Source organism: Pseudomonas sp. B21-035 (genome assembly GCF_024748945.1).
Classification (GTDB): domain Bacteria; phylum Pseudomonadota; class Gammaproteobacteria; order Pseudomonadales; family Pseudomonadaceae; genus Aquipseudomonas.
On record NZ_CP087179.1, the window covers coordinates 1,020,486 to 1,044,722 of the forward strand.

The following is a 24,237-nucleotide window of genomic DNA, read 5'->3' on the forward strand; positions in this document are numbered from 1 at the left end:
CCTTTCAAGGGTGCATTTCTGCGCCCAACCGGTAGATCAGCAATGCCAGGCTGTCGGCATTGAACAGCATGATCTGCGCGCGTTTTTCGCTGTCACTCAGGAACACCTGACGAGCTTGCTGCAGATCCTGCGCGCCGGTGATCTTCAGGATCAGTTTCTTGCCTTTGCGATCGCTGCGACGCAAGTCGCGCAGCCTGCCAGTGTCTTCATCGTACAACGTGAACAACTTGTTCATCGGCGTCATGGCGCTGAAGCCGCTTTCGTGGGCGCGTTCCAGCCAGGCGCGCTCGGGGCCGGGGATCAGCCAGTCGGCGTACGGGGCAACACCCAGGGTGTAGGTGATGTCGCGGGTCTGGCAGGCCAGGTGAGACAGTTCATGCAGCAAGGTAAAGGCGCGGGTGAGGTTGGCGGCTGCCGGCTGGGCGTATCGGCGTTGTAGCGGCAACTGGTTGATGGTCGGGTTGTCGAAGAAGGCGTCGAGCAGAAAGATCTGCCGGCTGCGGTCGGCCGGGTTGACGAAGGCGCTGGCATCGATAGGCGCACCGACTCTGCTGCCCATGACATAGCGAGTCGAATGGGCGGGTGAGTAATTACGCGACAACAGCAGCGTCAGCAGTTTTTCTATCGGCCTGCTGACTTGCAGCAGAAGTGTGTCGGATACATCCGCGACGTTGAAGAAGTCCCTGAGGACCCTGGCCGTTTGCAGGGGTAGCTGGCGGGCTGTGGTGCGGCTGATGTTGAAGTGGCAGTTCACCAGGTAGGTTACTGCAGTATCGTGCGCTTCGCGGATCAGGTTGCCGCGATAAGGGTTTACGCGCTGGATCTGTGGCATGCCAACTGCGAGTATCGCGATCTGTTCCCGGGAGACGACCCGACGGGTATGGCGGCCGCTGAGGTCGCTCAGCACACCGCCGGCTTCGACCGGTTGCGGGCGTTCGGGCGCCGGGCTGCTCTCCTGATTTTTCCAGAACTTCTCCAGCGATTCGACCCCGACGGCGTCTTTGCCAACCAGCAGGCCCTGCACCAGCGCCGCGCAGAGTTCGGCCAGTGACTGGCTCCAGTTGCTGCGGTCGGCTTTTTCCAGGGTTTGCAGCACACTGGTTTCGGTCTGGAAAATACCCAGCAGCGTGCCCAGCCTGCCCGGCAGAAACAGGCTGGCTTGCAACCACAGCTGGCCGAGCAGGTTCTTCAAGGTTTGCCAGCGCGCCTCTTCGAGGGTCACCAATTGGGCGTGGGCCATGTCCTGGAGCATCTGGGCGTTATCCACGAACAGTTGCTTGAACAGGTTGCCCGCGATCGGACGCCAGGCCAGGGTGATGGGGCCGGGGCGGGAAAACGGCAGGTCGAAATCCGATTCCACACTAAATGGCAGGTGTGGCTCTTCAAAGCCGCCGCGCCCATAGCGTTTGCGCATCTGCGCTGGCATACGCACGAGCAGCAAGGCCTGCAACGCTGGCGTGGTCCTGATCTTTTTCAGCAGGTCGCGGCTATCGGCAAATTGCCGATAGGCCTGGCGGCTGTCGTAAGGGCTGTACAGCACCAGCGGGCCCGCCTGCTGATTGCCGATCAGGTACAGGCCAGGCACCTGGTCCGGTTCAAGCCCGCTATCGGCCACCAACAGCAGTGGTGTCATGTGCTGTGTGCGGTTTTCTGGCAGTTCCAGTACCTGGGTAACCGTCTGTAGCGCTGCGCCATCGAGTTCGCCCTTGAGGCGGGCACGCCAGGCCGCTTCGAGCATTTGCCCGGGCAGTTGCCGGCAGAAGGTTGCCAGGCGCCGGGCATAGTCGGGGTCGTGTTCGGCGAATTTCTGCTGCAGCAGGCGCTGGTAGTGGCCGCCAATATCCAGCGCCTTGGCCACCTTGCGAACATACTGGCTGCGCAAGGTGGGTGGCAGCAGCTCACCCTTCTGGTCGGTCACCAGGGTGATTGCGTTGTCCCAGTCGCGGTAATGATCGAGCGCATAGTCAACCAGGGACTGGCGATGGCGCACGTAGCTGGCCGGCAGTGACAAGGGGATTTCCCCGGGCAGTGGCGGCGCAGTGATCCAGCGGTTGGTGGTGACCTGGATATCTTCAGGCCGGTAGTGGCCGGGGCCGAAATCCTGGTCCAGGCGCTGCTGCAGTTGTTCGCGGGCATAGGTGTCGATTTCGGGGATATCGAACAGGTAATCATCGTTTGCGCCCAGCAGGTTGCTGGCCAACACGCGCAAGTAGGCATGTTGATCTTCTACCGAGGCCTGGCGCAGCCACTCGGGTGCATGGGCTGCAACAGCCTCTGCCCTGGCGCGATCCTGCAGGTCGCGCAGGGCTGCGCCAATGGCATCGGTTTCGCTGATATAGCGGTTGAAGGCCTTGACCACGTTGCCCGGCAGGCGTGCAGCGATGGCCCGGTCGTACAGGGCCAGAATCCGCGACCGCCGAGAGGGCAGCGCAGCAGGCGCAAAGGCAACGCCCAGGCGTTCGGCCAGCGTGCTGAGCAGGGCCAGCAGTTGCTTCTGGTAGTCTTGGCTCAGTTGCCCGTCGCGCATCAATACTGCTTGCAGTTGCCCGCGAAGGTGCTGGCGCAAGCGTCTGGCGCTATGGCCGAGCAAGGCCGGCGGGAGCAACGGCAAGGGGGTCGGCAGTTCAGTCGCGGTGGTGGCGCTGGCACGCCATTGGCTGTTATCGGTGGGGTGCCAGATCAGTTCGAGCAGCGACAGGACCGGAGTACTGCGGCCCTCCGGTTGCACGCTGATGGCGTGCAGGGGAGGGGCTTTGTGCAGAAAGCTGGACAGTTCGTGCTTGAGCAGTGCCCGGGTGACTGAGCTGAGGCTCGGGCGCTGGGCAAGCATGGCCTGGTACTCCTGGGCCAATTGTCCGACCTGGGTTTGCATCGATTGCGCATCCAGGCTGGCGTTGCCGAGGGTGCGGGCAAGTTGCTGCAATGTGGCGGTCGAGGGCGCTGCTTGCTGGGTGTGCAGGGGGGCGGCCTGGTCGGCAAGGCGATCATTGATCGTCAACATCAGGCTGTCGAACAGCGGCGCAGCCAGCAGATTGACCTGAAAATCCACAGCAGGTTGGCGCTGCAGTAACTGCTGTTGCGCCTGTGGTGCGTAACGCAGCACTGTTGCCATCAGCGCAGAATTATCCTGCAGGCCCAGCAGCGTCTGCTTGGCCTGGCGCCGATCGGCAAAGCGTTGCAGGCCGATGTCGGGGTTGTAGATGAACACTTCGGGCCAGTCGGCGCGGCTGAGCAGAAAGGTGGTGTCCAGGGCTATGGCCTGGCCATCGCCAGTCACCGCATCCAGGCGGTCGACGCGCAGCGCCGGGTCGTCGCCCAGTCGTTGCAGGGATTGTCGTTGCGCGGCGCTCAGCGGTTGCCTGGCGTCGAGGTGCTCGAGGTGACGCAGATAACCTGCGCGCAGGGCATCAGGATGAAAGTAGGGCAGGTTGGCCAACGGCATGAAAGTGTCCCGGCGGTACAAGGCAGCCGGGGGCCGATCCCCGCGGCAATCACTGGAGATTGCCGCGGGTAAGCAGGGCCGGGGCGTTACTTATATCAATTGCCGGCCTTGATGCTGGTCCAGATGCGCGTGCGGATGCGGTCGATCTTGGCTGGCATCGCCTCCAGGGCGTAGAGCTTGCCAAGCATCTCGTCGCTCGGGTAAATCATGGTATTGGCCTTGAGCGCCGGGTCGACCAGGGTGTCGGCCTTGAGGTTGCCGTTGGCGTACTGCACATGGTTGCTGATGTTGGCCATCACCTCGGGCTGCAACAGGTAGTTCATGTAGGCGTAACCGGCTTTTTCGTCCGGGGCATCAGCCGGCATGGCGACCATGTCGAACCACATCGGCGCGCCTTCCTTGGGAATCGAGTAGCCGACCTTCACGCCGTTGTTGGCTTCTTCGGCGCGGTTCCTGGCTTGCAGCACGTCGCCGGAGAAGCCCACCACCACGCAGATATCGCCATTGGCCAGGTCGCCGGTGTACTTGGAGGAGTGGAAGTAGCTGATGAACGGGCGCACCTTCATCAGCAGCTCCTTGGCCTTGTCGTAATCCTCGGGCTTCTGGCTGTGGTGTGGCAGGCCCAGGTAATTGAGGGCGATAGGTAACAGTTCCGGGCCGTTGTCGAGCACCGCCACGCCGCAGCCTTTCAGCTTGCTGAAGTACTCGGGCTTGAAGATCAGGTCCCAGGAGTCCAGCGGGGCATTGTCGCCGAGCACCGCCTTGACCTTGTCGATGTTGTAGCCGATCCCGGTGCTGCCCCACAGGTAAGGGAAGCCGTACTGGTTGCCCGGGTCGTTGACCTCCAGGGCCTTGAGCAGCACCGGGTTGAGGTTCTTCCAGTTGGGCAGCTGGGTCTTGTCCAGTTGCTTGAGCGCCTTGCCCTGGATCTGCCGGGCCATGAAGTGGTTGGAGGGGAACACCACGTCGTAGCCGGAGTTGCCGGTCATCAGCTTGCCGTCGAGGGTTTCGTTGCTGTCGAACACGTCGTAGGTCGGCACGATGCCGCTGGCCTGCTGGAAGTTCTTCAGGGTGTCGGGGGCGATGTAGCTGGACCAGTTGTAGATCTTTACCGAGTCGGCCGCCTGGGCGACGGAGGCGGCCAGCAACACAGGTGCGAAGAGCAATGGGCGCATGTCTGGATTCCTTGCTTGGTCTGTTTTTTATCGAAGGAGGCAGGCGATCAAATGATCAGAAAATCAGCACATAGGTTTTGCGCACGGTCTCCTGGATGTCCCAGGTGCCGGTGCTGTTGGCCGGCAGCATGATCGCGTCGCCGGCTTCGATGGTCAGCGGCTCGCCGCCATCCGGGGTGAAGGTGCAACGGCCCTTGATGAAGTGGCAGAACTCCTGCTGGACGATTTGCCGGCGCCAGCGCCCCGGGGTGCATTCCCAGATGCCGGTTTCGACGCCGTCGCTGCGCTCGACGCTGGTGACCGAGGCGATCGAGACCGGCTCGCCGAGTGGCACCGCCACCGGGTTGGATTCGGCCAGGGTGACACTGTCGGTGTTCTTGAACTGGGTAATGCTCATAGCGGTGGATCCTGTGCAGGGGGTTCAAAAAGTCAGCGCATGAAACCTTCCATGAAGTCCGCTACGCCGCTGGCCAGGCGTCGGCGCCAGGGGGCGCTGGCCGGGTTGGCGAGGGTCTGGTCTTCATGGACGAAACTCTTGATGATCGCGTTGTAGCCCAGCCAGCGGCAGGGTTCCGGCTCCCAGCCGGGCAGGCTGTGCAGGGCGCGGTCGTGGCTGGCCCAGGGCTGCTCGGTGAGCAGGCTGCGCCGCTCGAGGATCAGCTCGGCCAGGGTCCGCCCGCCGAGGTTGCTGGCGCCAACGCCTTCGCCGCCATAGCCGCCGGCCAGGGCGATGCCCTGTTTGCGGTCGCAGAACATGTGCGGCTGAAAGCGCCGGGCCATGCCCAGGTTGCCGCCCCAGGCGTGGGTGATCCTGACCTTCTGCAACTGCGGGAACAGCTCGCCGAACAGGTAGCGGCGCAGTTCGATTTCGCTGTCGGTGAGGTCGAAGTTGTCGCGCAGGCGGCCGGCAAAGCGATAGCCGCCGCGGGCGCCGAACACCAGGCGGTTGTCCAGGCTGCGCTGGCCATAGGTGACCTGGCGGCTGTTCTCGCTGAAAGCCTGGCCATGGTTGAGGCCGATCTGCTCCCAGACCTGTTCGGGCAGTGGCTCGGTGGCCACCAGCAGGCTTTGCACCGGCATCTGGTAGCGCCCCAGCGGCGGCAGGTTGACCGAGTAGCCTTCGACTGCTGGCACCAGCCACTGGCATTTGATCCGTGCCTGCAAGGTGCGTGCTTCACCGGCGCGCCACTGGGTTACGGGGCTGTTCTCATAGAGCTTCACACCCATGGCCTCTACCGTGCGGGCCAGGCCGCGCACCAGTTTGGCCGGCTGGATTGTGGCGACATTGGGGTTGAAGATCGCGCCATAGGGGCGGCTGATACGCAACTGCGATGCCAGCTCATCGGGGCTTAGCCAGCGGTAGTCGGCTTCGTTCAGGCCCTGCTTGTAGAGCTTGTTCAGATACGCGCGCAGGCTGGTTTCCTGCTCGGGGTAGCGCGCGGCGCAGTACAGCACGCCGCCCTTGCGGTAGTCGCAGTCGATGCCTTCGCGTTCGAGCACCTGGGCCACTTCATCGGGAATGCCGTGCAACAGGTCATAGGCGGCGCGCCGCTGCTCGGGCGTGCTGCCGGCGAGCAGGCGGTCTTCACCGAGCAGGTTGCCCATCAGCCAGCCGCCATTGCGTCCGGAGGCGCCGAAGCCTGCAATCTGCGCTTCGACGATGGCGATGTTCAGCTGTGGTGCCAGGCGCTTGAGGTAGTAGGCGGTCCACAGCCCGGTGTAGCCGGCGCCGATGATGCAGACGTCGACGTCCAGGTCCTGTTGCAGCGCCGGGCGTGCGCTCAACGGCTCATCGAGTTGGTCCATCCACAGGCTGATACTGCGCCATGCCAGCATTGTTCGGCTCCACATCGGTAACGGTCTGTGGCGATCCTAGAAGCTTGCGGGGCGCTGTGTCTTACGTGCGTGCACGCAGAGAATTCTGCTTCACGTAGGCCTTGGGCGACAGGCCGGTGTGCTGGCGGAAACTTTTGTAGAACGCCGACAGCGAATTGAAACCGGCAGCAAAGGCCAGCTCGTCGATGCGTGCAACCGTGGCGGTGGCGCCGAGGCTGGTGAGCAGGTGCTGCAGGCGTGCCTGGTTGACGTAGCGGTAGAAGCTCTGGCCGAGCACCTGGTTGAGCAGGTAGGAGATCTGGTTGCGGCTGTAGCCGCTTTCGCGGGCCACCCGTTGCAGGTCGAGCTCCGGGTCGAGGTAGGGCTGCTGGCGCTGGAAGTACTGCTCCAGGTCCTGGGCCATGAAGCTCAGTTGGCGTGGTGACAGGCCCAGGCGGCTGGCGGCCGGGCGCAGGTCATTGTGGCCAGTGTCCTGGCTGGGCGCGCGGACCAGCGAGGCGTACTCGTTGACCCGCCAGATCAGGCCGTCGCGCACGGTGATCGCTTCGCTGGCCTGGAACGCCACCAGGCCTTCGCCACCGCGCAGGGTGACCTGGTACTGGATGAAGGCGGTGCAGCCATCGACGCGGATGCGGTCGCTGTGGACGATGTCTTCACCGGCTTCGCGGGGCATGCTCACTCGCACGTATTCGCGCAGCTCATCGAGGTGCAGGACGCGGTTCTGGAAATAGTCGTTGTACTGGATATCGGGGTGATACAAGGCCATGACCCCGTCGAGGTCGCGATGCTTCCAGCACAGGTGGTAGCGCAGGACGGTGGCGGCGGTTTCCGGGGTTTGCTCCGGGCCGTCGGGGATAGGGTCTGGGGTCATTGCTGGATAGTGATGGAGGGGCCAATCGCGGGTCAAGTCGAGGCGTCGCACCGCCGCTCCCACACAGTGCGCTGTGGGAGCGGCGGTGCGACGCCTCGACTTGACCCGCGTGCGCTGTGGGAGCGGGCTCGACCCGCGATGCGGTTACAGGAACTGCTCGGCGTAATGGCACGCCACCTGCCGCGTCCCCACCTGCCTGAACGCCGGTTCCTCGGCAGCACAGCGCTCGGTGGCATACGGGCAGCGTTTGTGGAAGGCACAGCCAGGCGGCGGGTTCAGCGGGTTGGGCAGCTCGCCGGAAATCTTGATCTTCGGCTTCAGCGGGTCCGGATGAATGGTCGGCGTGGCCGACAGCAAAGCCTGGGTGTAAGGGTGCAGCGGCTTGCTGTAGATGTCCTCCTTGGGGCCCATTTCCGCCGGCCGGCCCAGGTACATCACCAGCACCTGGTCTGCCACGTGGCGCACTACCGCGAGGTTGTGGGAGATGAACACGTAGGCAGTGTTGAACTCCTTCTGCAGGTCCATGAACAGGTTCAGCACCTGGGCCTGGATCGATACGTCGAGGGCCGACGTCGGCTCATCGGCCACCAGTACTTTCGGTTGCAGCATCATCGCCCGGGCCAGGGCGATTCGCTGGCGCTGGCCACCGGAAAACATGTGCGGGTAGCGCTGGTAATGCTCGGGGCGCAGGCCGACCTGTTGCATCATCGCCTGGACCTTCTCGCGCCGCTCGGCGCGGGTCAGGTTGGTGTTGATCAGCAGCGGCTCACCCAGCTGGTCGCCGATCTTCTGTCGCGGGTTGAGCGAGGCGTACGGGCTCTGGAAGACCATCTGCACGTCCTTGCGCAATTGCTTGCGCTCGGCCTTGTTGGCCCCGGCGACTTCCTGGCCGGCGATCTTCAGCGAGCCGGACGAGGGCTCTTCGATCAGGGTCAGGGCCCGGGCCAGGGTCGACTTGCCACAGCCGGACTCGCCGACCACGGCCAGGGTCTTGCCGGCTTCCAGTTCGAACGACACGCCGTTGAGTGCGCGCACCAGGGCATGGCCCTTGAACAGGCCGCGGGAAACTTCATAGTGACGGGTCAGTTCACGGGCGGTAAGGACGACGGTCATTACGCCACCTCCTGGTTCAGCGGGTAGAAACAACGCACCTGGCTATGGGCCTGGGGATCGAGGGTCGGTCGTTGCCGGCGGCAGTTTTCCTGCACGTAAGGGCAGCGCGGCGACAGCAGGCAACCTTGAGGACGGTCATAGCGGCCGGGGACGATGCCCGGCAGGGTCGCCAGGCGCTCGGCGCCTTCGCTGTGCTCGGGAATCGCCGCCAGCAGTGCTTCGCTGTAGGGGTGGGCGGGGACGTCGAACAGTTCCGGCACCTGGCCGACTTCCACCGCTTGGCCGGCGTACATCACGCACACCCGCTTGGCGGTTTCGGCGACCACGGCGAGGTCGTGGGTGATCAGGATCAGCGCCATGTTCTGCTCTTTTTGCAGGTTCAGCAGCAGCTCCATGATCTGCGCCTGGATGGTCACGTCGAGGGCGGTGGTCGGCTCGTCGGCGATCAGCAGCTTGGGTTCGCCGGCAATCGCCATGGCGATCGCCACCCGTTGGCTCATGCCACCGGAAAGCTGGTGCGGGTAGGCGTCCAGGCGGCTTTCGGCGCCGGGGATTTCAACCTTCTTGAGCAGTTCCAGGGCACGCTGGCGGGCCGCCTTGCCGCGCAGGCCAAGGTGCTGGCGCAGCACTTCCTCGATCTGGAAGCCTACGGTGTAGCTGGGGTTGAGGGCGGTCATCGGGTCCTGGAAGACCATGGCCATATCCTTGCCAACCACCTTGCGCCGTTGCCGGCCGCTGAGCTTGAGCATGTTGGTGCCATCGAAGGTCAGGGCATCGGCGGTGATGCGCCCGGGGGCGTCGATCAGGCCCATCAGCGCCATCATGGTCACCGATTTACCGGAGCCCGACTCGCCGACGATGGCCAGGACCTCACCTTCATCGACCGTCAGGTCCAGTCCATCGACCACCGGTACCGCATTGGCGTCGCCAAAGCGCACGTTCAGATTGTTGATTTGCAGAAGTGACATGGCGATCTCCTCAGGCGGCATTCTTGAGTTTCGGGTCCAGCGCGTCGCGCAGTCCGTCACCCATCAGGTTGATTGCCAGCACGCTGAGCAAAATGGTCAGGCCAGGCAGGCTCACTACCCACCAGGCGCGTTCGATGTAGTCGCGGGCCGAGGCCAGCATGGTGCCCCACTCGGGGGTTGGCGGCTGCACGCCAAGGCCGAGAAAGCCCAGGGCGGCGGCGTCGAGGATTGCCGAGGAGAAACTCAGGGTGGCCTGCACGATCAGCGGCGCCATGCAGTTGGGCAGCACGGTGACGAACATCAGCCGGGGCAGGCTGGCACCGGCCAGGCGCGCGGCGGTGACGTAGTCGCGGTTCAGTTCGCCCATCACCGCGGCGCGGGTCAGGCGCACATAGGACGGCAGCGAGACGATGGCGATGGCGATCACGGTGTTGATCAGGCCAGGGCCGAGGATGGCGACAATCGCCACGGCCAGCAGCAGCGAGGGCAGGGCCAGCATCACGTCCATCAGGCGCATGATCGACGGGCCGAGGATGCGCGGAAAGAACCCGGCCAACAGGCCGAGGAAGATCCCCGGAATCAGCGAGATCACCACCGATGACAGGCCGATCAGCAGCGACAGCCGCGAGCCCTGGATCAGCCGCGAAAGCAGGTCGCGGCCGAGCTCGTCGGTGCCGAGGATGAACTGCCAGTTGCCGCCTTCCAGCCACACCGGCGGGGTCAGCAGAAAATCACGGTACTGCTCGCTGGGGCTGTGCGGCGCCACCCAGGGGGCGAACAGTGCGCAGAACACGATCAGGCTCATGAACATCAGCCCGGCGACCGCGCCCTTGTTGCGTGAAAAGGCCTGCCAGAACTCCTTGTACGGCGAGGGGTAAAGCAGGCTCTGGTCGACAGCGGTGGCCGGGGTGGTGACAGATTTTGCAAGTGGGGTAGTCATGACGAGGCCCTCAGCGCTGATGACGGATGCGTGGGTTGGCCAGGCCGTAGAGGATGTCCACGACGAAGTTGACCAGGATCACCAGGCAGGCAATCAACAGGATGCCGTTCTGTACCACGGGGTAATCACGGGCGCCGATGGCTTCGATCAGCCACTTGCCGATGCCCGGCCAGGAAAAAATGGTTTCGGTCAGTACCGCACCGGCGAGCAGGGTGCCGACCTGCAGGCCGAACACCGTCAGTACCGGGATCAGCGCGTTGCGCAGGCCGTGCACGAACACCACCCGGGCCGGCGACAGGCCCTTGGCGCGGGCGGTGCGGATGTAGTCTTCGCGCAGCACTTCGAGCATCGAGGAGCGGGTCATGCGCGCGATCACCGCCAGCGGAATGGTGCCCAGGACAATGGCCGGCAGGATCAGGTGCATCAATGCATCCTTGAAGGCGCCTTCTTCGTCGCTGAGCAGGGTGTCGATGAGCATGAAGCCGGTTTTCGGCTCGATGTCGTAGAGCAGGTCGATGCGCCCGGACACCGGGGTCCAGCCCAGGCTCACGGAGAAGAACATGATCAGGATCAGGCCCCACCAGAAGATCGGCATCGAGTAGCCGGCAAGGGAGATACCCATGACCCCATGATCGAACAATGAGCCACGCTTGAGCGCGGCGATGACCCCGGCCAGCAGGCCGATCACCCCGGCAAAAAACAGCGCCGCCATGGCCAGTTCCAGGGTTGCCGGGAACAGTGCGAGGAACTCGGTCCAGACGCTTTCGCGGGTGCGCAGCGATTCGCCGAGGTCACCCTGGGCGAGCTTGCTGACGTAGTCCAGGTACTGTTCGGGCAGCGGTTTGTTCAGGCCCAGTCGCTCCATGGCCTGGGCGTGCATTTCCGGGTCGACCCGCCGTTCGCCCATCATGACTTCAACCGGATCGCCGGGTATCAGCCGTATGAGCGCAAACGTCAGCAAGGTGATGCCGAAGAAGGTCGGGATCAGCAATCCCAGTCGCCGGGCAATAAAACTAAACATCTTCAGGAGTACCTCATCAGCCGGTCAGGCATGCCCGCCGGCACCCGGGTGGGGCGCCGGCGGTCGTTCTTGTTCTACTTCACCTGGGTAGTGGCGAAGTTGTTATTGGTGAGGGGGTTGATGTGGTACCCCTCAACGTTGTTGCGCATGGCGGTAAACATTTGCGGATGGGCCATGCTGATCCACGGTTGATCTTCATCGTACACCGCCAGGGCCTTTACATAGAGCGCTGCACGCTCATTGTTGTCGGTAACCTCGCGGGCCTTGGTGATCAACTGCTGGAAGGTTTGATTGCACCAGCGCGCATAGTTCTCGCCGCTTTTCACCGCGTCGCAACTAAGCAGCGGGCTGAGGAAGTTGTCCGGGTCGCCGTTGTCGCTGGCCCAGCCGGTCGAGACCATGTCGGCTTCGCCCTTCTTGGCCCGGCGCAGCATCTCGGCCCATTCCATCACGCGGATATCGACGGTCAGGCCGATCCTGGCCAGGTCCGCCTGAAGCATTTCAGCGCTCAGGCGCGGGTTGGGGTTGGTCGGGCCGCCGCCGTTACGGGTGAACAGGGTCAGCACCGTGCCTTCGGGCACGCCGGCTTCCTTGAGCAGGGCGCGGGCCTTGTCGAGGTCACGGGGCGGGTTCTGGTTGTCGGTGTTGTAGCCGATCATGCTCGGCGGGTAAGGGTTGACCGCGACCAGTGCGTTGCCCTTGCCGAACAGCTGGTCGACGTGGGTCTGGCGGTCGAAGGCGATGTTGATGGCTTTGCGCACGCGCACATCGCTCAGGTACTTGTGTTCGGTGTTGAGCGAGATGTAGCCGGTGGTCAGCGCTTCCATCTCGGCCACTTTCAATTTGGGGTCGGCCTTGATGCTGGGGATGTCATCGGGCTTGGGGTACAGCGCCACCTGGCACTCGTTGGCCTTGAGCTTTTGCAGGCGCACGTTGTTGTCGTTGGCAATGGCGAAGATCAGCGCGTCGGCCGGTGGCTTGCCACGGAAGTAGTCCGGGTTGGCCTTGTAGCGCACCTGGGCGTCCTTGTTGTAGCGCTGGAAGATGAACGGGCCGGTGCCGATCGGCTTGTTGTTGAGGTCGCCGGTCTTGTTGGCCTTGAGCAACTGGTCGCCGTATTCGGCGGAGTAGATCGAGGTGAAGGCCATGGCCAGGTCACGCAAAAAAGGCGCTTCGGGCCGGGTCAGGGTGAAGACCACAGTGTGCTCGTCGGTCTTCTCGACGCTTTTGAGCAGGTCCTTGAAACCCATGCTCTCGAAGTAGGGGAAACCGATGCTGGTCTTGTTGTGCCACGGGTGATTAGGGTCCAGCTGTCGTCGGAAACTCCACAGCACGTCGTCGGCATTCATCTCGCGGGTAGGGGTGAAATAGTCGGTGGTGTGGAACTTGACCCCTTCGCGCAAGTGGAAGGTGTAGGTCAGGCCGTCATCGCTGATGTCCCAGCGCTCGGCCAGGGCCGGCTGGATATCGGTGGTGCCCGGGCGGAAGTCGACCAGGCGGTTGAAGATGGCCTCGGCCGAGGCGTCGGCGGTTACGGCGGTGGTGTACTGGACGATATCGAAGCCTTCCGGGCTGGCCTCGGTACACACCACCAGCGGCTTGGCTGAGAGGCCCGCCGCAGTACTCAACAGGACGGCTGCCAGGGCAGCCTGTAGCGGTAGCAGTTTCATGAAACCTCCTGCAATCGATTAACCAGAGTAGCCGTCCCGGCCGATTCGGCGAACCGACCGGGAAACCGCGTTCTAGAGGAAGTTGAAGGGAATGGTGGTGACAATCCGCAGCTCGTCCAGGCTACCGTCGATCTGGGCCTTGCTGGCCCGGTGCGCGGTGTAGGTGGCACGAATGGTGGTGTCCTTGAGCGAGCCGCTCTGCACCGCATAGGTGGTGCCGATGCCCCACTCGTAGTGGTTCTCGCCGTCCAGGCCACGCACGTCGTAGCCGCTGCCGGTGTAGTGGGTGCCGTCGATGCCCCAGCCGCGCGCGTTATAGAGGTTGAACTTGAGGCCCGGCACGCCGTACTGGGCCATGTTCAGCACGTAGGCGATCTGCATCGATTTTTCGTTCGGGCCGTTGAAGTCCGAAAGCAGGGAGTTGGCCAGGAAGATCGCGTTGGTGTCGTGCAGGTAGTCGAAGTACTCGTTACCGTTGACCTGCTGGTAGGAGAAGGTCAGGTTGTGGGCCTGGTGGGTCAGGCCGAACGACAGGCTGTAGGTGTCGTTGTCGATATTGCCAAGCTTGCTTTGGCCTTCATCCTTGGTCTTGTAGTAGTTCAGGCCGGTGGTCAGGCTCAGCACCGCGCTGTCGCCCAGCTCATGGCTGGCGCCGAAGTAGTACTGGTTCCACAGGTCTTCGACGTTGGACACGTAGAAGCTGGTTTTCAGGCTTTTCAGCGGCTGGTAGTTCACACCGGCAATGTTGACGTGATCGGCTGAAAAGGCGCGATCACCGTACTCGGCAACGAATTTGCTGGTGCCCTGTTCGGTCCGGTTCGAGAGCCGGTCGAAGGTGCCGACATCAAACGACAGGTTGTCGAATTCTTCGCTGTGCAGGCTCACACCTTCGAAGCTCGACGGCAAGGCGCGGTTGCCGATGTAGGCCAGTACCGGGGTGTCCATCGATTGGCGGCCGGCGGTCAGGGTGGTGTTGGACACCCGCGCCTTGACGTTGGCCAGGCCCATCTTGCTCCACTGGCCGATGACATCGCCGTCGCTGTGGGTCAGGGTGCGGTTGTTCGGCCCGGCCACCGCCGCGCGGCCACGCTCCAGGGCGATGGCGTTGTAGACGGCGACCTCGGTGCTGAAGCCGAAGGTACCTTCGGTAAAGCCCGAGGTGTAGTTGAGGATGGTGCCCTGCACCCAGTTGTCACGGCTGTGGGTGTCGTGCTGGCTGCCGTCGCTCTTGTAGTACTTGAACAGCGGTGCGCGGGTGGCGCGTTCGCGGCCATACCAGTTGCGGGTCGAGCCGGACAGGCTCTGGCCTTCGATGAAGCCCTTGGCTTCACTCTGGGCGCTGGTGGCTTTGACGCTGACCGGAACATAGTCCTGGCTGGCGGGTTCGGCCTGGGCCATGGCTGACAGACCACTGAGGGACAGTGCCAGTACTGCGGTTTGGGTTCGTCTCAAGGTAAAGCTCCCTTTTCTTTTCTTCTTTTTAGTTACCGCCTGGCCTTGTGAGCTGGGCGTCTTGCCGGTTGGAACAAGGGTTTGCAATCGTTTGCTGCAAGGCAATCGGGCATATTCAGGCTGAGTTCGCCCGCGAAGGCGCTGCGCGCCCCCGAGGGAGAAAGCGGTTTTTTATTCGGTACTGACGCCTGAGAAGTTGTTGCGCCCGAAAGGGCTTACCTTGAAATCCACGACCTTGGCACTGAGCGGCTGGTTGACCGTCGAGTGGGCGATCGGGGTGATGGGCAACTGTTGCCTGAGGCGCTGCTGCGCCTGCTGGTAGAGCAGGGTGCGTTGCTCGCGGTCGGTGATGGTCTTGGCTTTCTTGACCAGCGCGTCGTACTGCGGGTCGCACCACATGGAGTAGTTGTTGCTGCCTATCGCGTCACAGCTGTACAGGGTGCCCAGCCAGTTGTCCGGGTCGCCGTTGTCGCCGGTCCAGCCGATCAGCGAGATGTCGTGTTCACCGTCCTTGGTGCGCTTGAGATATTCGCCCCACTCGTAGCTGACGATTTTCACTTTGAGGCCGACCTTGCCCCAGTCGGCCTGGAGCATTTCGGCCATCAGCTTGGCGTTGGGGTTGTACGGGCGTTGCACGGGCATGGCCCAGAGGGTGATTTCAGTGCCTTCCTTGACCCCGGCGGCCTTGAGCAGTTCGCGGGCCTTTTGCGGGTTGTAGCCGGCATCCTTGATGCTGTCGTCGTAGGACCACTGGGTCGGCGGCATGCTGCCCACCGCCAGTTGCCCGGCCTCCTGGTACACCGCCTTGACGATGGCCGGCTTGTTCACCGCCATGTCCATGGCCTGGCGTACTTCGAGCTGGTCGAAGGGTTTGTGCTGAACGTTGTAGGCGATGTAGCCGAGGTTGAAGCCGGGTTTTTCGATGACCTGCAGCTTGGGGTCGCTCTTGAGTGCATCGAGATCGGCCGGGCGTGGATGCAGGGTGACCTGGCATTCGTTCTTGCGCAGCTTCTGGATGCGCACCGAGGGGTCGGTATTGATCGAGAAGATCAACTGCTCGATCTTCACCTGGCTCGGGTCCCAGTAGTCCTTGTTGCCGCGGTAGCGGATCTGCGAGTCCTTCTGGTAGCGCTGGAACACGAACGGGCCAGTGCCGATCGGCTTCTGGTTGATGTCGCTGGGGCGCCCGGAGGTCATCAGTTGCTCGGCGTATTCGGCCGAGAGTACGGCGGCAAAACTCATTGCCAGGTTCTGCACGAAGGCGGCATCGATGCTGTTGAGGGTAAAGACCACGGTCATCGGTGCGGTCTTTTCGATGCGGGCGATGTTCTTGTCCAGGCTCATGCCGACGAAGTAGGGGAATTCGGTGGGGTAGGCCTTGCGAAACGGGTGGTCGCGGTCGAGCATGCGATTGAAGGTGAACAGCACGTCGTCGGCGTTGAAATCGCGACTGGGGTTGAAATCCTTGTTGCTGTGGAACTTGACCCCTTCGCGTAGGTGGAAGGTGTAGGTCAGGCCGTCGTCGGACACCTCCCAGCTTTTTGCCAGGGCCGGTTTGACGGCGGTCGCGCCACGTTCGAATTCCACCAGGCGGTTGTAGATCGGCTCGGCGGCGTCGTTGTCGGTGGCGCTGGTGTATTGGGCGGTATCAAAACCGCCGGGGCTGCCTTCGGAGCAGAACACCAGGTTCTTGGCCAGGCCCGCAGGGGCCTGGGCGAGCAGGCCGAAGCCCAGCAGCGCTGCATAGATTGGAGTGTGGCGCATGACGATCCCTTCTCTCTTGTTGTTTTTTTCGCGGTCCATGGCGCACAGCCATACGAATCGCGCCGACTCTGCTGCACCCTTGACGGTAGAGCCATCAAAGCGCTGCAGATAGGTGCGATTACGCAGAGGTGTGTAGGAGGTATCCGATAGGGCGTGCGACGGTTCCGTGTCGATGCGCTAGCGGCTGACCTGCCAGGCCATCAGGCTGCGGCCCCGGCTGCCGTGTGGCGTCGCGGGGCCGAGCCAGATGGCTGCTATTTGGTCACGCTGACCCCATAGAAGGAGTTCAAGCCAAACGGGCTGATCTTGAAGTCCTGTACGGTTGAACGCATAGGTTGATACACCGTCGAGTGAGCGATGGGTGTCATCGGAACCTGTTCTTTGAGGATGTGTTGCGCTTGCTTGTACAGCTCGGTGCGCTTGGCCTGGTCGGAGGTGGCCTTGGCTTGCTTGACCAGGTCGTCGTACGGCTTGTAGCACCACTTGGAGAAGTTGTTGCCTTCCAGGGCATCGCAGCCAAACAGGGTGCCCAGCCAGTTGTCCGGGTCACCGTTGTCACCGCTCCAGCCAATCAGCATGGCGCCGTTCTCGCCGCCCTTGGAGCGCTTGATGTACTCGCCCCACTCGTAGCTGACGATCTTGGCCTTGATGCCGATCTTGGCCCAGTCCGATTGCAGCATCTCGGCCATCAGCTTGGCATTGGGGTTGTACGGGCGTTGCACCGGCATGGCCCAGAGGTTGATCTCGGTGCCTTCCTTGATGCCGGCTTCCTTGAGCAGCTGCTTGGCCTTCTCGGGATCGTACTTGGCGTCCTTGATGGTGGTGTCGTAGGACCACTGGGTCGGCGGCATGGCGTTGACCGCCAGCTGGCCGGCGCCCTGGTACACCGAGTCGATGATCTGCTGCTTGTTTACCGCCATGTCCAGCGCTTCGCGAACCTTGAGCTGGGCCATCGGGTTGGGCTCGTTGCTGCCCTTGATCTTGTCCATCACGTTGTAGGCGATGTAGCCGAGGTTGAAGCCGGCCTGGTCAGGCATCTTCAGGTTCGGGTCGTTTTTCAGTGGCTCGATGTCGGCCGGGCGCGGGAACAGGGTGACCTGGCACTCGTTCTTTTTCAGCTTCTGCATGCGCACCGAGGCGTCGGTGGTGATGGCGAAGATCAGGTTGTCGATCTTCACATCCTCAGGCTTCCAGTAGTCCTTGTTGCCCTTGAAGCGGATCTGCGCGTCTTTCTGGTACTTGCTGAACACGAACGGGCCGGTGCCGATCGGCTTCTGGTTGATGTCGGCGGGCTTGCCCTGCTTGAGCAACTGGTCGGCGTATTCGGCGGACTGGATCGAGGCGAAGCTCATGGCCAGGTTCTGGATGAACGCTGCGTCGACGCCGTTGAGGGTGAACTTGACCGTGTGCTCGTCGAGCTTTTCGACCTTGGCGATGTTCTTGTCCATGCCCATGTCGGTGAAGTACGGGAACTCGGTAGGGTAGGCCTTGCGAAACGGCATGTCCTTGTCGAGCATCCGATTGAAGGTGAACAGCACGTCGTCGGCATTGAAGGCGCGCGTCGGCTTGAAGAATTCGGTGGTATGGAACTTGACCCCTTCGCGCAGGTGGAAGGTGTAGGTCAGGCCATCGTCGGAAATGTCCCAGCTGGTCGCCAGGCCCGGGATGACTGCGGTGCCGCCACGCTCGAACTGGCTCAGGCGGTTGAAGACGGTCTCGGCTGAGGCATCGAAGTCGGTTCCGGTGGTGTACTGGCCCGGGTCGAAGCCCGCGGGGCTGCCTTCGGAGCAAAACACCAGGTTAGTCGCCGCAAGGGCGGAGGGTGCGCCGGCTAGCAAGCCTGCGCCGACCAGAAACGGAATGACCGCGTGTTTGAGCATGGTGGCCTCATTGTTGTCATTTTTGATTTGAGGGGGCCTTGTGAGCCGACCTGCGGATACTTATGCAGGCCCCATACCCAATGCAACACTCAAAGGGATGGGTGACGGTAAACAGTGGGACGAACGTACAGGAATGTCGCATCCGTATAATTTTTTACGGAGTTGATCGTTTGCGAGGGGGTGTTTCAGGTTGTTTCGAAGACGTTGTCTCACTATCGAGTCAGTCTTTGCACTAATTTGGGGCGCGAGGTGCTACAGGTAACAGGGTTCGCGACAGCCGAAACTGCCGCGAACCAGCAGAAAAGTAACGCGGCTTACTGCATCTGGACTTCAATGGTGCCATCGGCACTCATGGTCACGTCGGTGGTGCCGGCTTCGATTTCCGGAGCGGGCGCTGCGTCTGCGGCCATGCCGGCGGCTTTCATCATCATCGGTGCGCTACGGGCATAAGGATGCGGGTAACCGCTGCTGTTGAGGTTCAGGTTGACCACTTTGTAGCCTTTGCCGCCCAGGGCTTCGGTGGCCAGTTGGGCACGGGCCTTGAAGGCGTTGACGGCATCCTTGAGCAGGTCGTCTTCGCTGGTTTTGCGCGTGGCCGGGGCGATGGAGAAGTCCATGCCGCCCATTTTCAGGTCCTGCAGCAGGGTGCCGGTGAGTTGCGACAGGGCCGGGAAGTTGGCGCTTTCCAGGCGCAGCTCGGCGCGTTCGCGCCAGCCGGTGATCTTCTGACCCTTGTTGTCGTAGATCGGGTAGCTGTTGCGGCTGCCCTGGCTGATCTTCACATCCTTGACTTCGCGCGCCTGTTTCACCGCCTTGTTCATGGTCTCGGTGATTTCAGTGGCCAGCTTGCCCGGGTCGGTATTCTGCGCTTCGCTGTACAGGGTCACGACCATCAGGTCGCGGGCCACTTCCTTGCTGACTTCGGCGCGCAGCGAAATCTGGTTGTAGCGCGGGGCCTCATCGGCCAGGGCCGGAAGGCTGGCTAGCAAGCTGGTGGCCATCGCCAGGGCGGCGCTGCTGCGGGTGATCGACATGTATGACTCCTTGAAAGTGTGGCGCGGGCACTGAACACAAGCAGTGCACGCTGGCCCATGAGACTGGCAACAGTGTAGTGAGGTTCAAAATGGCCATCATTGTTATGTAAAAAAGTGTGGCGCTTTGCCGCATCACTGCAGACCAGGCCGCAGCTTCGGTATACTCGCGACGATTCGCCTGGAGCACTCATCAGGAGAGCTCATGCTCGCCCCCGTACAAATGCTGTCTGCAACCCGTCAGAACCTCTGGCGCCTGACCTTCATCCGCATCCTGGTGCTTGCCGCCCAGGCCGGCTCGGTCGGTGTCGCCTACTGGACCGAACTGCTGCCGCTACCGTGGCTGTCGCTGGTCATTACCCTCGGCCTGTCGATGCTGCTGTGCGCGTTCACGGCCCTGCGCCTGCGCTTGACCCTGCCGGTCACCGAGCTGGAATATGCCTTCCAGCTGGCCTGTGACCTGCTGATCCACAGTGCCTTGCTGTATTACTCGGGCGGTTCGACCAACCCCTTCGTGTCCTATTACCTGGTGCCGCTGGCCATTGCCGCGGTGACCTTGCCCTGGGTCTATTCGCTGATCCTCTCCGGTATTGCCCTGGCCGCCTACAGCTTGCTGCTGGTGCAGTTCTATCCGCTCGAGACCTTCCCTATGGCCCGGGAGAAGATGCAGGTCTACGGCATGTGGCTGAGTATCGCCCTGGCAGCGGCGGTGATTACCTTCTTCGCCGCGAAGATGGCCGAAGAGCTGCGCCGCCAGGAGCAACTGCGCGCCGAACGCCGAGAGGAGGGCCTGCGCGACCAGCAACTGCTGGCCGTGGCCACCCAGGCCGCTGGCGCTGCCCATGAGCTGGGCACGCCCCTGGCGACCATGAGCGTATTGATCAAGGAAATGCGCCAGGACCACAGCGACCCGCTGCTGCAGGAAGACCTGGCAGTGCTGCAGGACCAGGTCAAGTTGTGTAAAGAGACCCTGCAGAACCTGGTGCGTGCTGCTGAAGCCAACCGGCGCCTGGCGGTCGAGAACCAGGAAGTGACCTTCTGGCTCGACGAAGCGCTCAACCGCTGGCACCTGATGCGCCCCGAGGCCAGTTACCGCTTCCAGCGCCTGGGCCAGGGCAATGTGCCGCGCCTGGCGCCGCCGCCGGACCTCACCCAGGCCTTGCTGAACCTGTTGAACAATGCCGCCGATGCTTGCCCTGACGACCTGGAAGTGCGTCTGGACTGGGACGCCCAGGACATGGTGATCAGCATCCGCGACCACGGCCCGGGCGTGCCGGCAGCGATTGCCGAATCGATCGGCAAACCCTTCTTTACCACCAAGGGCAAAGGCTTCGGCCTGGGCCTGTTCTTGAGCAAGGCCAGCGTGACCCGTGCTGGCGGCTCGGTAAAACTCTATAGTCATGAAGAAGGCGGTACGCTCACCGAGCTGCGCCTGCCGCGTGACGCGCGAGGAGATGTGTGATGAGTGATGAAATCCAGGTTGAAGGCGAAGAGCTGCCGCACCTGCTGCTGGTTGACGACGACGCCACTTTTACCCGGGTAATGGCCCGGGCCATGAGTCGCCGCGGCTTTCGCGTGAGCACTGCAGGTTCTGCCGAAGAGGGCCTGAAAATCGCCCAGGACGACGTGCCGGACTATGCCACGCTGGACCTGAAGATGGATGGCGATTCGGGCCTGGTACTGTTGCCCAAGCTGCTGGAACTGGACCCGGAAATGCGCGTGGTGATCCTCACCGGTTACTCGAGCATCGCCACCGCAGTCGAGGCGATCAAGCGCGGTGCCTGCAACTACCTGTGCAAGCCGGCCGACGCCGACGATGTGCTGGCCGCGCTACTTTCCGAGCACGCCGACCTCGACAGCCTGGTGCCGGAAAACCCGATGTCGGTGGACCGCCTGCAGTGGGAACACATCCAGCGCGTGCTGACTGAACATGAAGGCAATATCTCCGCCACGGCCCGGGCCCTGGGCATGCACCGGCGGACCTTGCAGCGCAAGCTGCAAAAGCGCCCGGTTCGGCGCTGATTGACTATCGCGGGGCAAGCCCGCTCCTACTGTAGGAGCGGGCTTGCCCCGCGATCAATTTATTTGCCGCCGAGGATCGTTCGATCCACCCGCACTGCCAGTTGCCCGGCCCCGGGCGCGGCATCGAATACCACCTTGCCGCTTTCAGCCAGCTTGGCCCGACCCACCACCACGCCATCGCGCAGCAGCTCCAGGGGTACATCCTTGAGGGACTGGCCCGACGCCAGCTCAATGTTCAGGGTAATGCTCATGAGTGATTTCCTTATCACGGCTGTTGATCGATATAGGTCGTGGTGCTCGCATCCAGCGAGGCGATCAGTTCCGGCGAACCGCCGCGGAACTGGCGGAACAGATTGCGCGACACCGACTTGCCGGAGGTGTCCAGCGGCACCGTCAGGGTCGGTTGGAAGCGCTCGGTCAGTTCGGCGTAGTCGCTCCACGGGCCAATGTAGGACTCGTTGAAACCGTTGACCACGCTCACCGCATAACGCACGGCATGGCCGGGCAGCCAGTTGGGCTGGCTCGGTACCTGGGTCTGCCAGCCGTCGGCGCGAATGCTCGGGGCGCTGGCAGGGGCATCGAGGTAGCCGGTGGGTTTGTTCGGGCTGTAGTCCTTGAGCAGCAGGTAGGTACTCCAGCCCCACCAGTTGTCGATCTGCGCCGGGTCATTGAGGTTGTTGACGTCGGCGCGGCGCATCAGCTTGCCGTTGCGCAGGGCAAACAGTGGGGCGAAGTTGCCTGGCACCTGTCCTTCCACGGCAGCTTGCAAGTCAGCGGCGATGCGCAGCGCACCATAGGCTGTCGGCGCCGGCAGGTTGCCGGTGTCGAATGCCTGGAAGATCTCATCGGCAGATTTCTGCACCGCCAGGCCCACCTGTTTGCGGTTGGCGACGTCGATGCTGTCGAAGTAGCGCTTGTCGCCATAGCCGCGCCAGGTATCGCCCTGGGCATTGCGCAGCACCAGGCCGTACTTGCTGTCTTCATCGTGCATGAAGCGCGAGATCAGCGAGCCGAGATCGGCCGGGGTGACGTTGTCCTTGATCGCCTTGCGCGGTACCCGCACGTGGCCGGCGGAGAACAGGTCAGTGAGGAAGTGGTCGGCGAAGGCGTTCATCGCGTAGGCCAGTTCCAGCTGCCCGTCATCGCCGCTGGCGCGAGCTTTCACGGCCTGGCGCAAGGCGGCGGTATGGCCGGCGACATACGCCAGCAGCGCCCATTCACCGAAGTGGTCCCAGTTGCTGGCGGCCAGCTTGAGATAGCGACCCAGGGGGAACATCGGCGAGACGAAACTGCCGCCGCCGGTGATCTTGTTCCACTCTTCCGAGAGGGTGTCGCCCAACTGGTCGTAGGCTTCATGAGGCTGGCGACCGTCTTTGATCGCCTGGTTGGCGGCGGCGATTTCCCGCTGCATGACCGCGAGGATCTTGCCGGCTTCTTCCCGGGAGGCGGGAAGCACGGCCAGTGAATCAAAGGCGGCGGCAAAACGTTCAACGCGTTCTTCGGCTGTGGCGCCATCGGCAATCGGCCGCTCGGGAATGCCATAGAAATCGCCGCCCAGGGCGACGATCTGGCCGTAGCTTAGGCTCAGGCCATTGGCCAGGTGCAGGGCGACTTTCCAGGCCGGGATCGGCGCGCTGTCGTGGCTGAAGCGCAGCAGGGTGTTGTCGCCGATGGCGGTGTGTTCGCCGCCTTCGAAGCGCAGTACCGGCTTGCCACTGGCAGGCGGTTTGGCCGCCAGGCCAAGGCGGTGGTATTTGATCGTGTGATGGCCGTCGAGCACCAGCACCAGGCGGGCGTCAGGGCCGGGAATGTTGATGCCGCTGACGCTGAACAGGGCGTCGAGGTCGGCGACCACGGTGGTGGCGAGCGCCTTTTGGGCGTGCAGTCCAGTTTGCATACCTGACATATTCAACTCCTTTGAGATGTCATGGATTTACCTAAATAACTGTATGTATGTACAGTTGTTTCGATCATATCCAAACCATTTCCTACGTCAACAACTCTTTTTTCTTACACAGGAATACGATTCATCAATCGGTGGCTGACGTATCATTAGCCCCCTAACGACAGCCATCGGGACCACCCTGCATGCTCGCCCTCTTTATCCAGACGCTGAACATCACGGCGCCGGTGTTCGCCATGCTGTTCATGGGCGTGCTGCTCAAACGCATCAAGGCCATCAACGACGGCTTCATCCACACCGCCTCGTCGCTGGTGTTCAACGTGTGCATGCCGGCTCTGCTGTTTTTGGGGATTTATCACGCCGACCTGACGGCGGCGGTCAAGCCCGGGCTGCTGGTGTTCTTCGTGGTCGCCACCCTGGGCAGTTTTGCCCTGGCCTGGGGCTTCGCCCTGTGGCGCTGCCCGCGTGAAGACCGCGGCATCTACACCCAGGGCGGCTTTCGCGGCAACAACGGGGTTATCGGCCTGGCACTGGCGGCAAGCATGTATGGCGATTACGGCATTTCGCTGGGGGCGATCCTCGCCGGCCTGGTGATACTGCTGTACAACTCGCTGTCGTCGGTGGTGCTGGCGGTGTACAGCCCGAGCATGAAGTCCGACCCCTGGAGCATCTGCAAGAGTATCCTGCGCAACCCGCTGATCATCAGCGTGCTGCTCGCCACGCCCATGGCCTACGGGCAAGTGCCGCTGCCCAACTGGTTGCTGACCTCCGGTGATTACCTGGCGCAGATGACCCTGCCGCTGGCATTGATCTGCATTGGCGGTACCCTGTCGCTGGCGTCACTGCGCGAAAGCGGTGGCCTGGCGGTCAGCGCCAGCCTGGTGAAGATGATCTGGTTGCCGGTGATCGGCACCCTGGCGGCCTGGCTTTGCGGCTTTCGCGGCGCGGAGCTGGGTATCCTGTTCCTGTACATCGGCAGCCCGACCGCCGCGGCCAGTTATGTGATGGCCCGCGCGGCCAACGGTAACCATGAACTGGCCGCCTCGATCATCGTAATTACTACGCTGATGGCCGCCATAACCACGAATATCGGCATTTTCCTCTTGCAGTGGGGCGGCTGGATCTAGATTCTGTGCCGACAATAAAGCC

19 protein-coding genes are annotated in these 24,237 nt (G+C 62.6%); 3 read left to right on the top strand and 16 right to left on the bottom strand.

The window, feature by feature from the left end; genetic code table 11:
• Positions 1-4: 4 nt before the first annotated feature.
• The 14 genes from LOY22_RS04630 to LOY22_RS04695 form a co-directional block, all read right to left on the bottom strand.
• Complete coding sequence (locus tag LOY22_RS04630) at positions 5-3,442, bottom strand: M35 family metallopeptidase (RefSeq protein ID WP_258596543.1); 3,438 nt, start codon at positions 3,440-3,442, stop codon at positions 5-7.
• A 95-nt stretch (positions 3,443-3,537) separates the two neighbouring features.
• Complete coding sequence (locus LOY22_RS04635; RefSeq protein WP_258596545.1) at positions 3,538-4,617, bottom strand: polyamine ABC transporter substrate-binding protein; 1,080 nt, start codon at positions 4,615-4,617, stop codon at positions 3,538-3,540.
• 55 nt (positions 4,618-4,672) lie between these two features.
• Positions 4,673-5,014, bottom strand: coding sequence for a cupin domain-containing protein (locus LOY22_RS04640; RefSeq protein ID WP_045196265.1), 342 nt, complete (start codon positions 5,012-5,014; stop codon positions 4,673-4,675).
• A gap of 32 nt (positions 5,015-5,046) precedes the next feature.
• Positions 5,047-6,453 carry an FAD-binding oxidoreductase gene (locus LOY22_RS04645; RefSeq protein WP_258596547.1) on the bottom strand — a complete coding sequence of 469 codons (1,407 nt, stop codon included), beginning with the start codon at positions 6,451-6,453 and terminating at the stop codon, positions 5,047-5,049.
• A 61-nt stretch (positions 6,454-6,514) separates the two neighbouring features.
• Positions 6,515-7,324 (bottom strand): nuclear transport factor 2 family protein, encoded by an 810-nt coding sequence (locus LOY22_RS04650; RefSeq protein WP_093388127.1) that lies wholly within the window; start codon positions 7,322-7,324, stop codon positions 6,515-6,517.
• 144 nt (positions 7,325-7,468) lie between these two features.
• Entirely contained in the window at positions 7,469-8,437 is a 969-nt protein-coding gene (locus LOY22_RS04655) for a peptide ABC transporter ATP-binding protein (RefSeq protein ID WP_045196272.1), read from the bottom strand.
• Complete coding sequence (locus LOY22_RS04660) at positions 8,437-9,405, bottom strand: ABC transporter ATP-binding protein (protein WP_045196592.1); 969 nt, start codon at positions 9,403-9,405, stop codon at positions 8,437-8,439. The genes LOY22_RS04655 and LOY22_RS04660 overlap by 1 nt, the downstream gene beginning before the upstream one ends.
• Before the next feature lie 10 nt (positions 9,406-9,415).
• Positions 9,416-10,345, bottom strand: coding sequence for an ABC transporter permease subunit (locus LOY22_RS04665; protein ID WP_045196274.1), 930 nt, complete (start codon positions 10,343-10,345; stop codon positions 9,416-9,418).
• Positions 10,346-10,355: 10 nt separating this feature from the next.
• Positions 10,356-11,366 (bottom strand): ABC transporter permease subunit, encoded by a 1,011-nt coding sequence (locus LOY22_RS04670; RefSeq protein ID WP_036993941.1) that lies wholly within the window; start codon positions 11,364-11,366, stop codon positions 10,356-10,358.
• 74 nt (positions 11,367-11,440) lie between these two features.
• Positions 11,441-13,036 (bottom strand): ABC transporter substrate-binding protein, encoded by a 1,596-nt coding sequence (locus tag LOY22_RS04675; protein WP_045196276.1) that lies wholly within the window; start codon positions 13,034-13,036, stop codon positions 11,441-11,443.
• Between the two features lie 72 nt (positions 13,037-13,108).
• Entirely contained in the window at positions 13,109-14,434 is a 1,326-nt protein-coding gene (locus LOY22_RS04680) for an OprD family porin (RefSeq protein WP_093388136.1), read from the bottom strand.
• A 225-nt stretch (positions 14,435-14,659) separates the two neighbouring features.
• Positions 14,660-16,252: an ABC transporter substrate-binding protein gene (locus tag LOY22_RS04685; protein WP_093388229.1), complete on the bottom strand. Its 1,593-nt coding sequence runs from the start codon at positions 16,250-16,252 to the stop codon at positions 14,660-14,662.
• Between the two features lie 254 nt (positions 16,253-16,506).
• Positions 16,507-18,132 carry an ABC transporter substrate-binding protein gene (locus tag LOY22_RS04690; protein WP_045196280.1) on the bottom strand — a complete coding sequence of 542 codons (1,626 nt, stop codon included), beginning with the start codon at positions 18,130-18,132 and terminating at the stop codon, positions 16,507-16,509.
• Between the two features lie 314 nt (positions 18,133-18,446).
• A complete protein-coding gene (locus LOY22_RS04695) occupies positions 18,447-19,166 on the bottom strand; it encodes an SIMPL domain-containing protein (protein WP_093388139.1) in 720 nt (239 codons plus the stop codon).
• A gap of 202 nt (positions 19,167-19,368) precedes the next feature.
• Between LOY22_RS04695 and LOY22_RS04700 the strand changes: the two genes are divergently transcribed.
• A complete protein-coding gene (locus tag LOY22_RS04700; RefSeq protein ID WP_045196284.1) occupies positions 19,369-20,625 on the top strand; it encodes an ATP-binding protein in 1,257 nt (418 codons plus the stop codon).
• Positions 20,625-21,185 carry a response regulator transcription factor gene (locus LOY22_RS04705; protein ID WP_010223415.1) on the top strand — a complete coding sequence of 187 codons (561 nt, stop codon included), beginning with the start codon at positions 20,625-20,627 and terminating at the stop codon, positions 21,183-21,185. Before LOY22_RS04700 ends, LOY22_RS04705 begins: the two co-directional genes overlap by 1 nt.
• A gap of 59 nt (positions 21,186-21,244) precedes the next feature.
• Here the strand turns inward: LOY22_RS04705 and LOY22_RS04710 are convergent, their stop codons facing one another.
• Both LOY22_RS04710 and LOY22_RS04715 read right to left on the bottom strand, forming a co-directional pair.
• Positions 21,245-21,436 carry a hypothetical protein gene (locus tag LOY22_RS04710; protein ID WP_213602342.1) on the bottom strand — a complete coding sequence of 64 codons (192 nt, stop codon included), beginning with the start codon at positions 21,434-21,436 and terminating at the stop codon, positions 21,245-21,247.
• 14 nt (positions 21,437-21,450) lie between these two features.
• A complete protein-coding gene (locus LOY22_RS04715) occupies positions 21,451-23,091 on the bottom strand; it encodes a phospholipase (RefSeq protein ID WP_093388145.1) in 1,641 nt (546 codons plus the stop codon).
• A gap of 182 nt (positions 23,092-23,273) precedes the next feature.
• Here LOY22_RS04715 and LOY22_RS04720 point away from each other — a divergent pair, with 182 nt between their 5' ends.
• Positions 23,274-24,215 (top strand): AEC family transporter, encoded by a 942-nt coding sequence (locus tag LOY22_RS04720; RefSeq protein WP_093388147.1) that lies wholly within the window; start codon positions 23,274-23,276, stop codon positions 24,213-24,215.
• Positions 24,216-24,237: the final 22 nt, after the last annotated feature.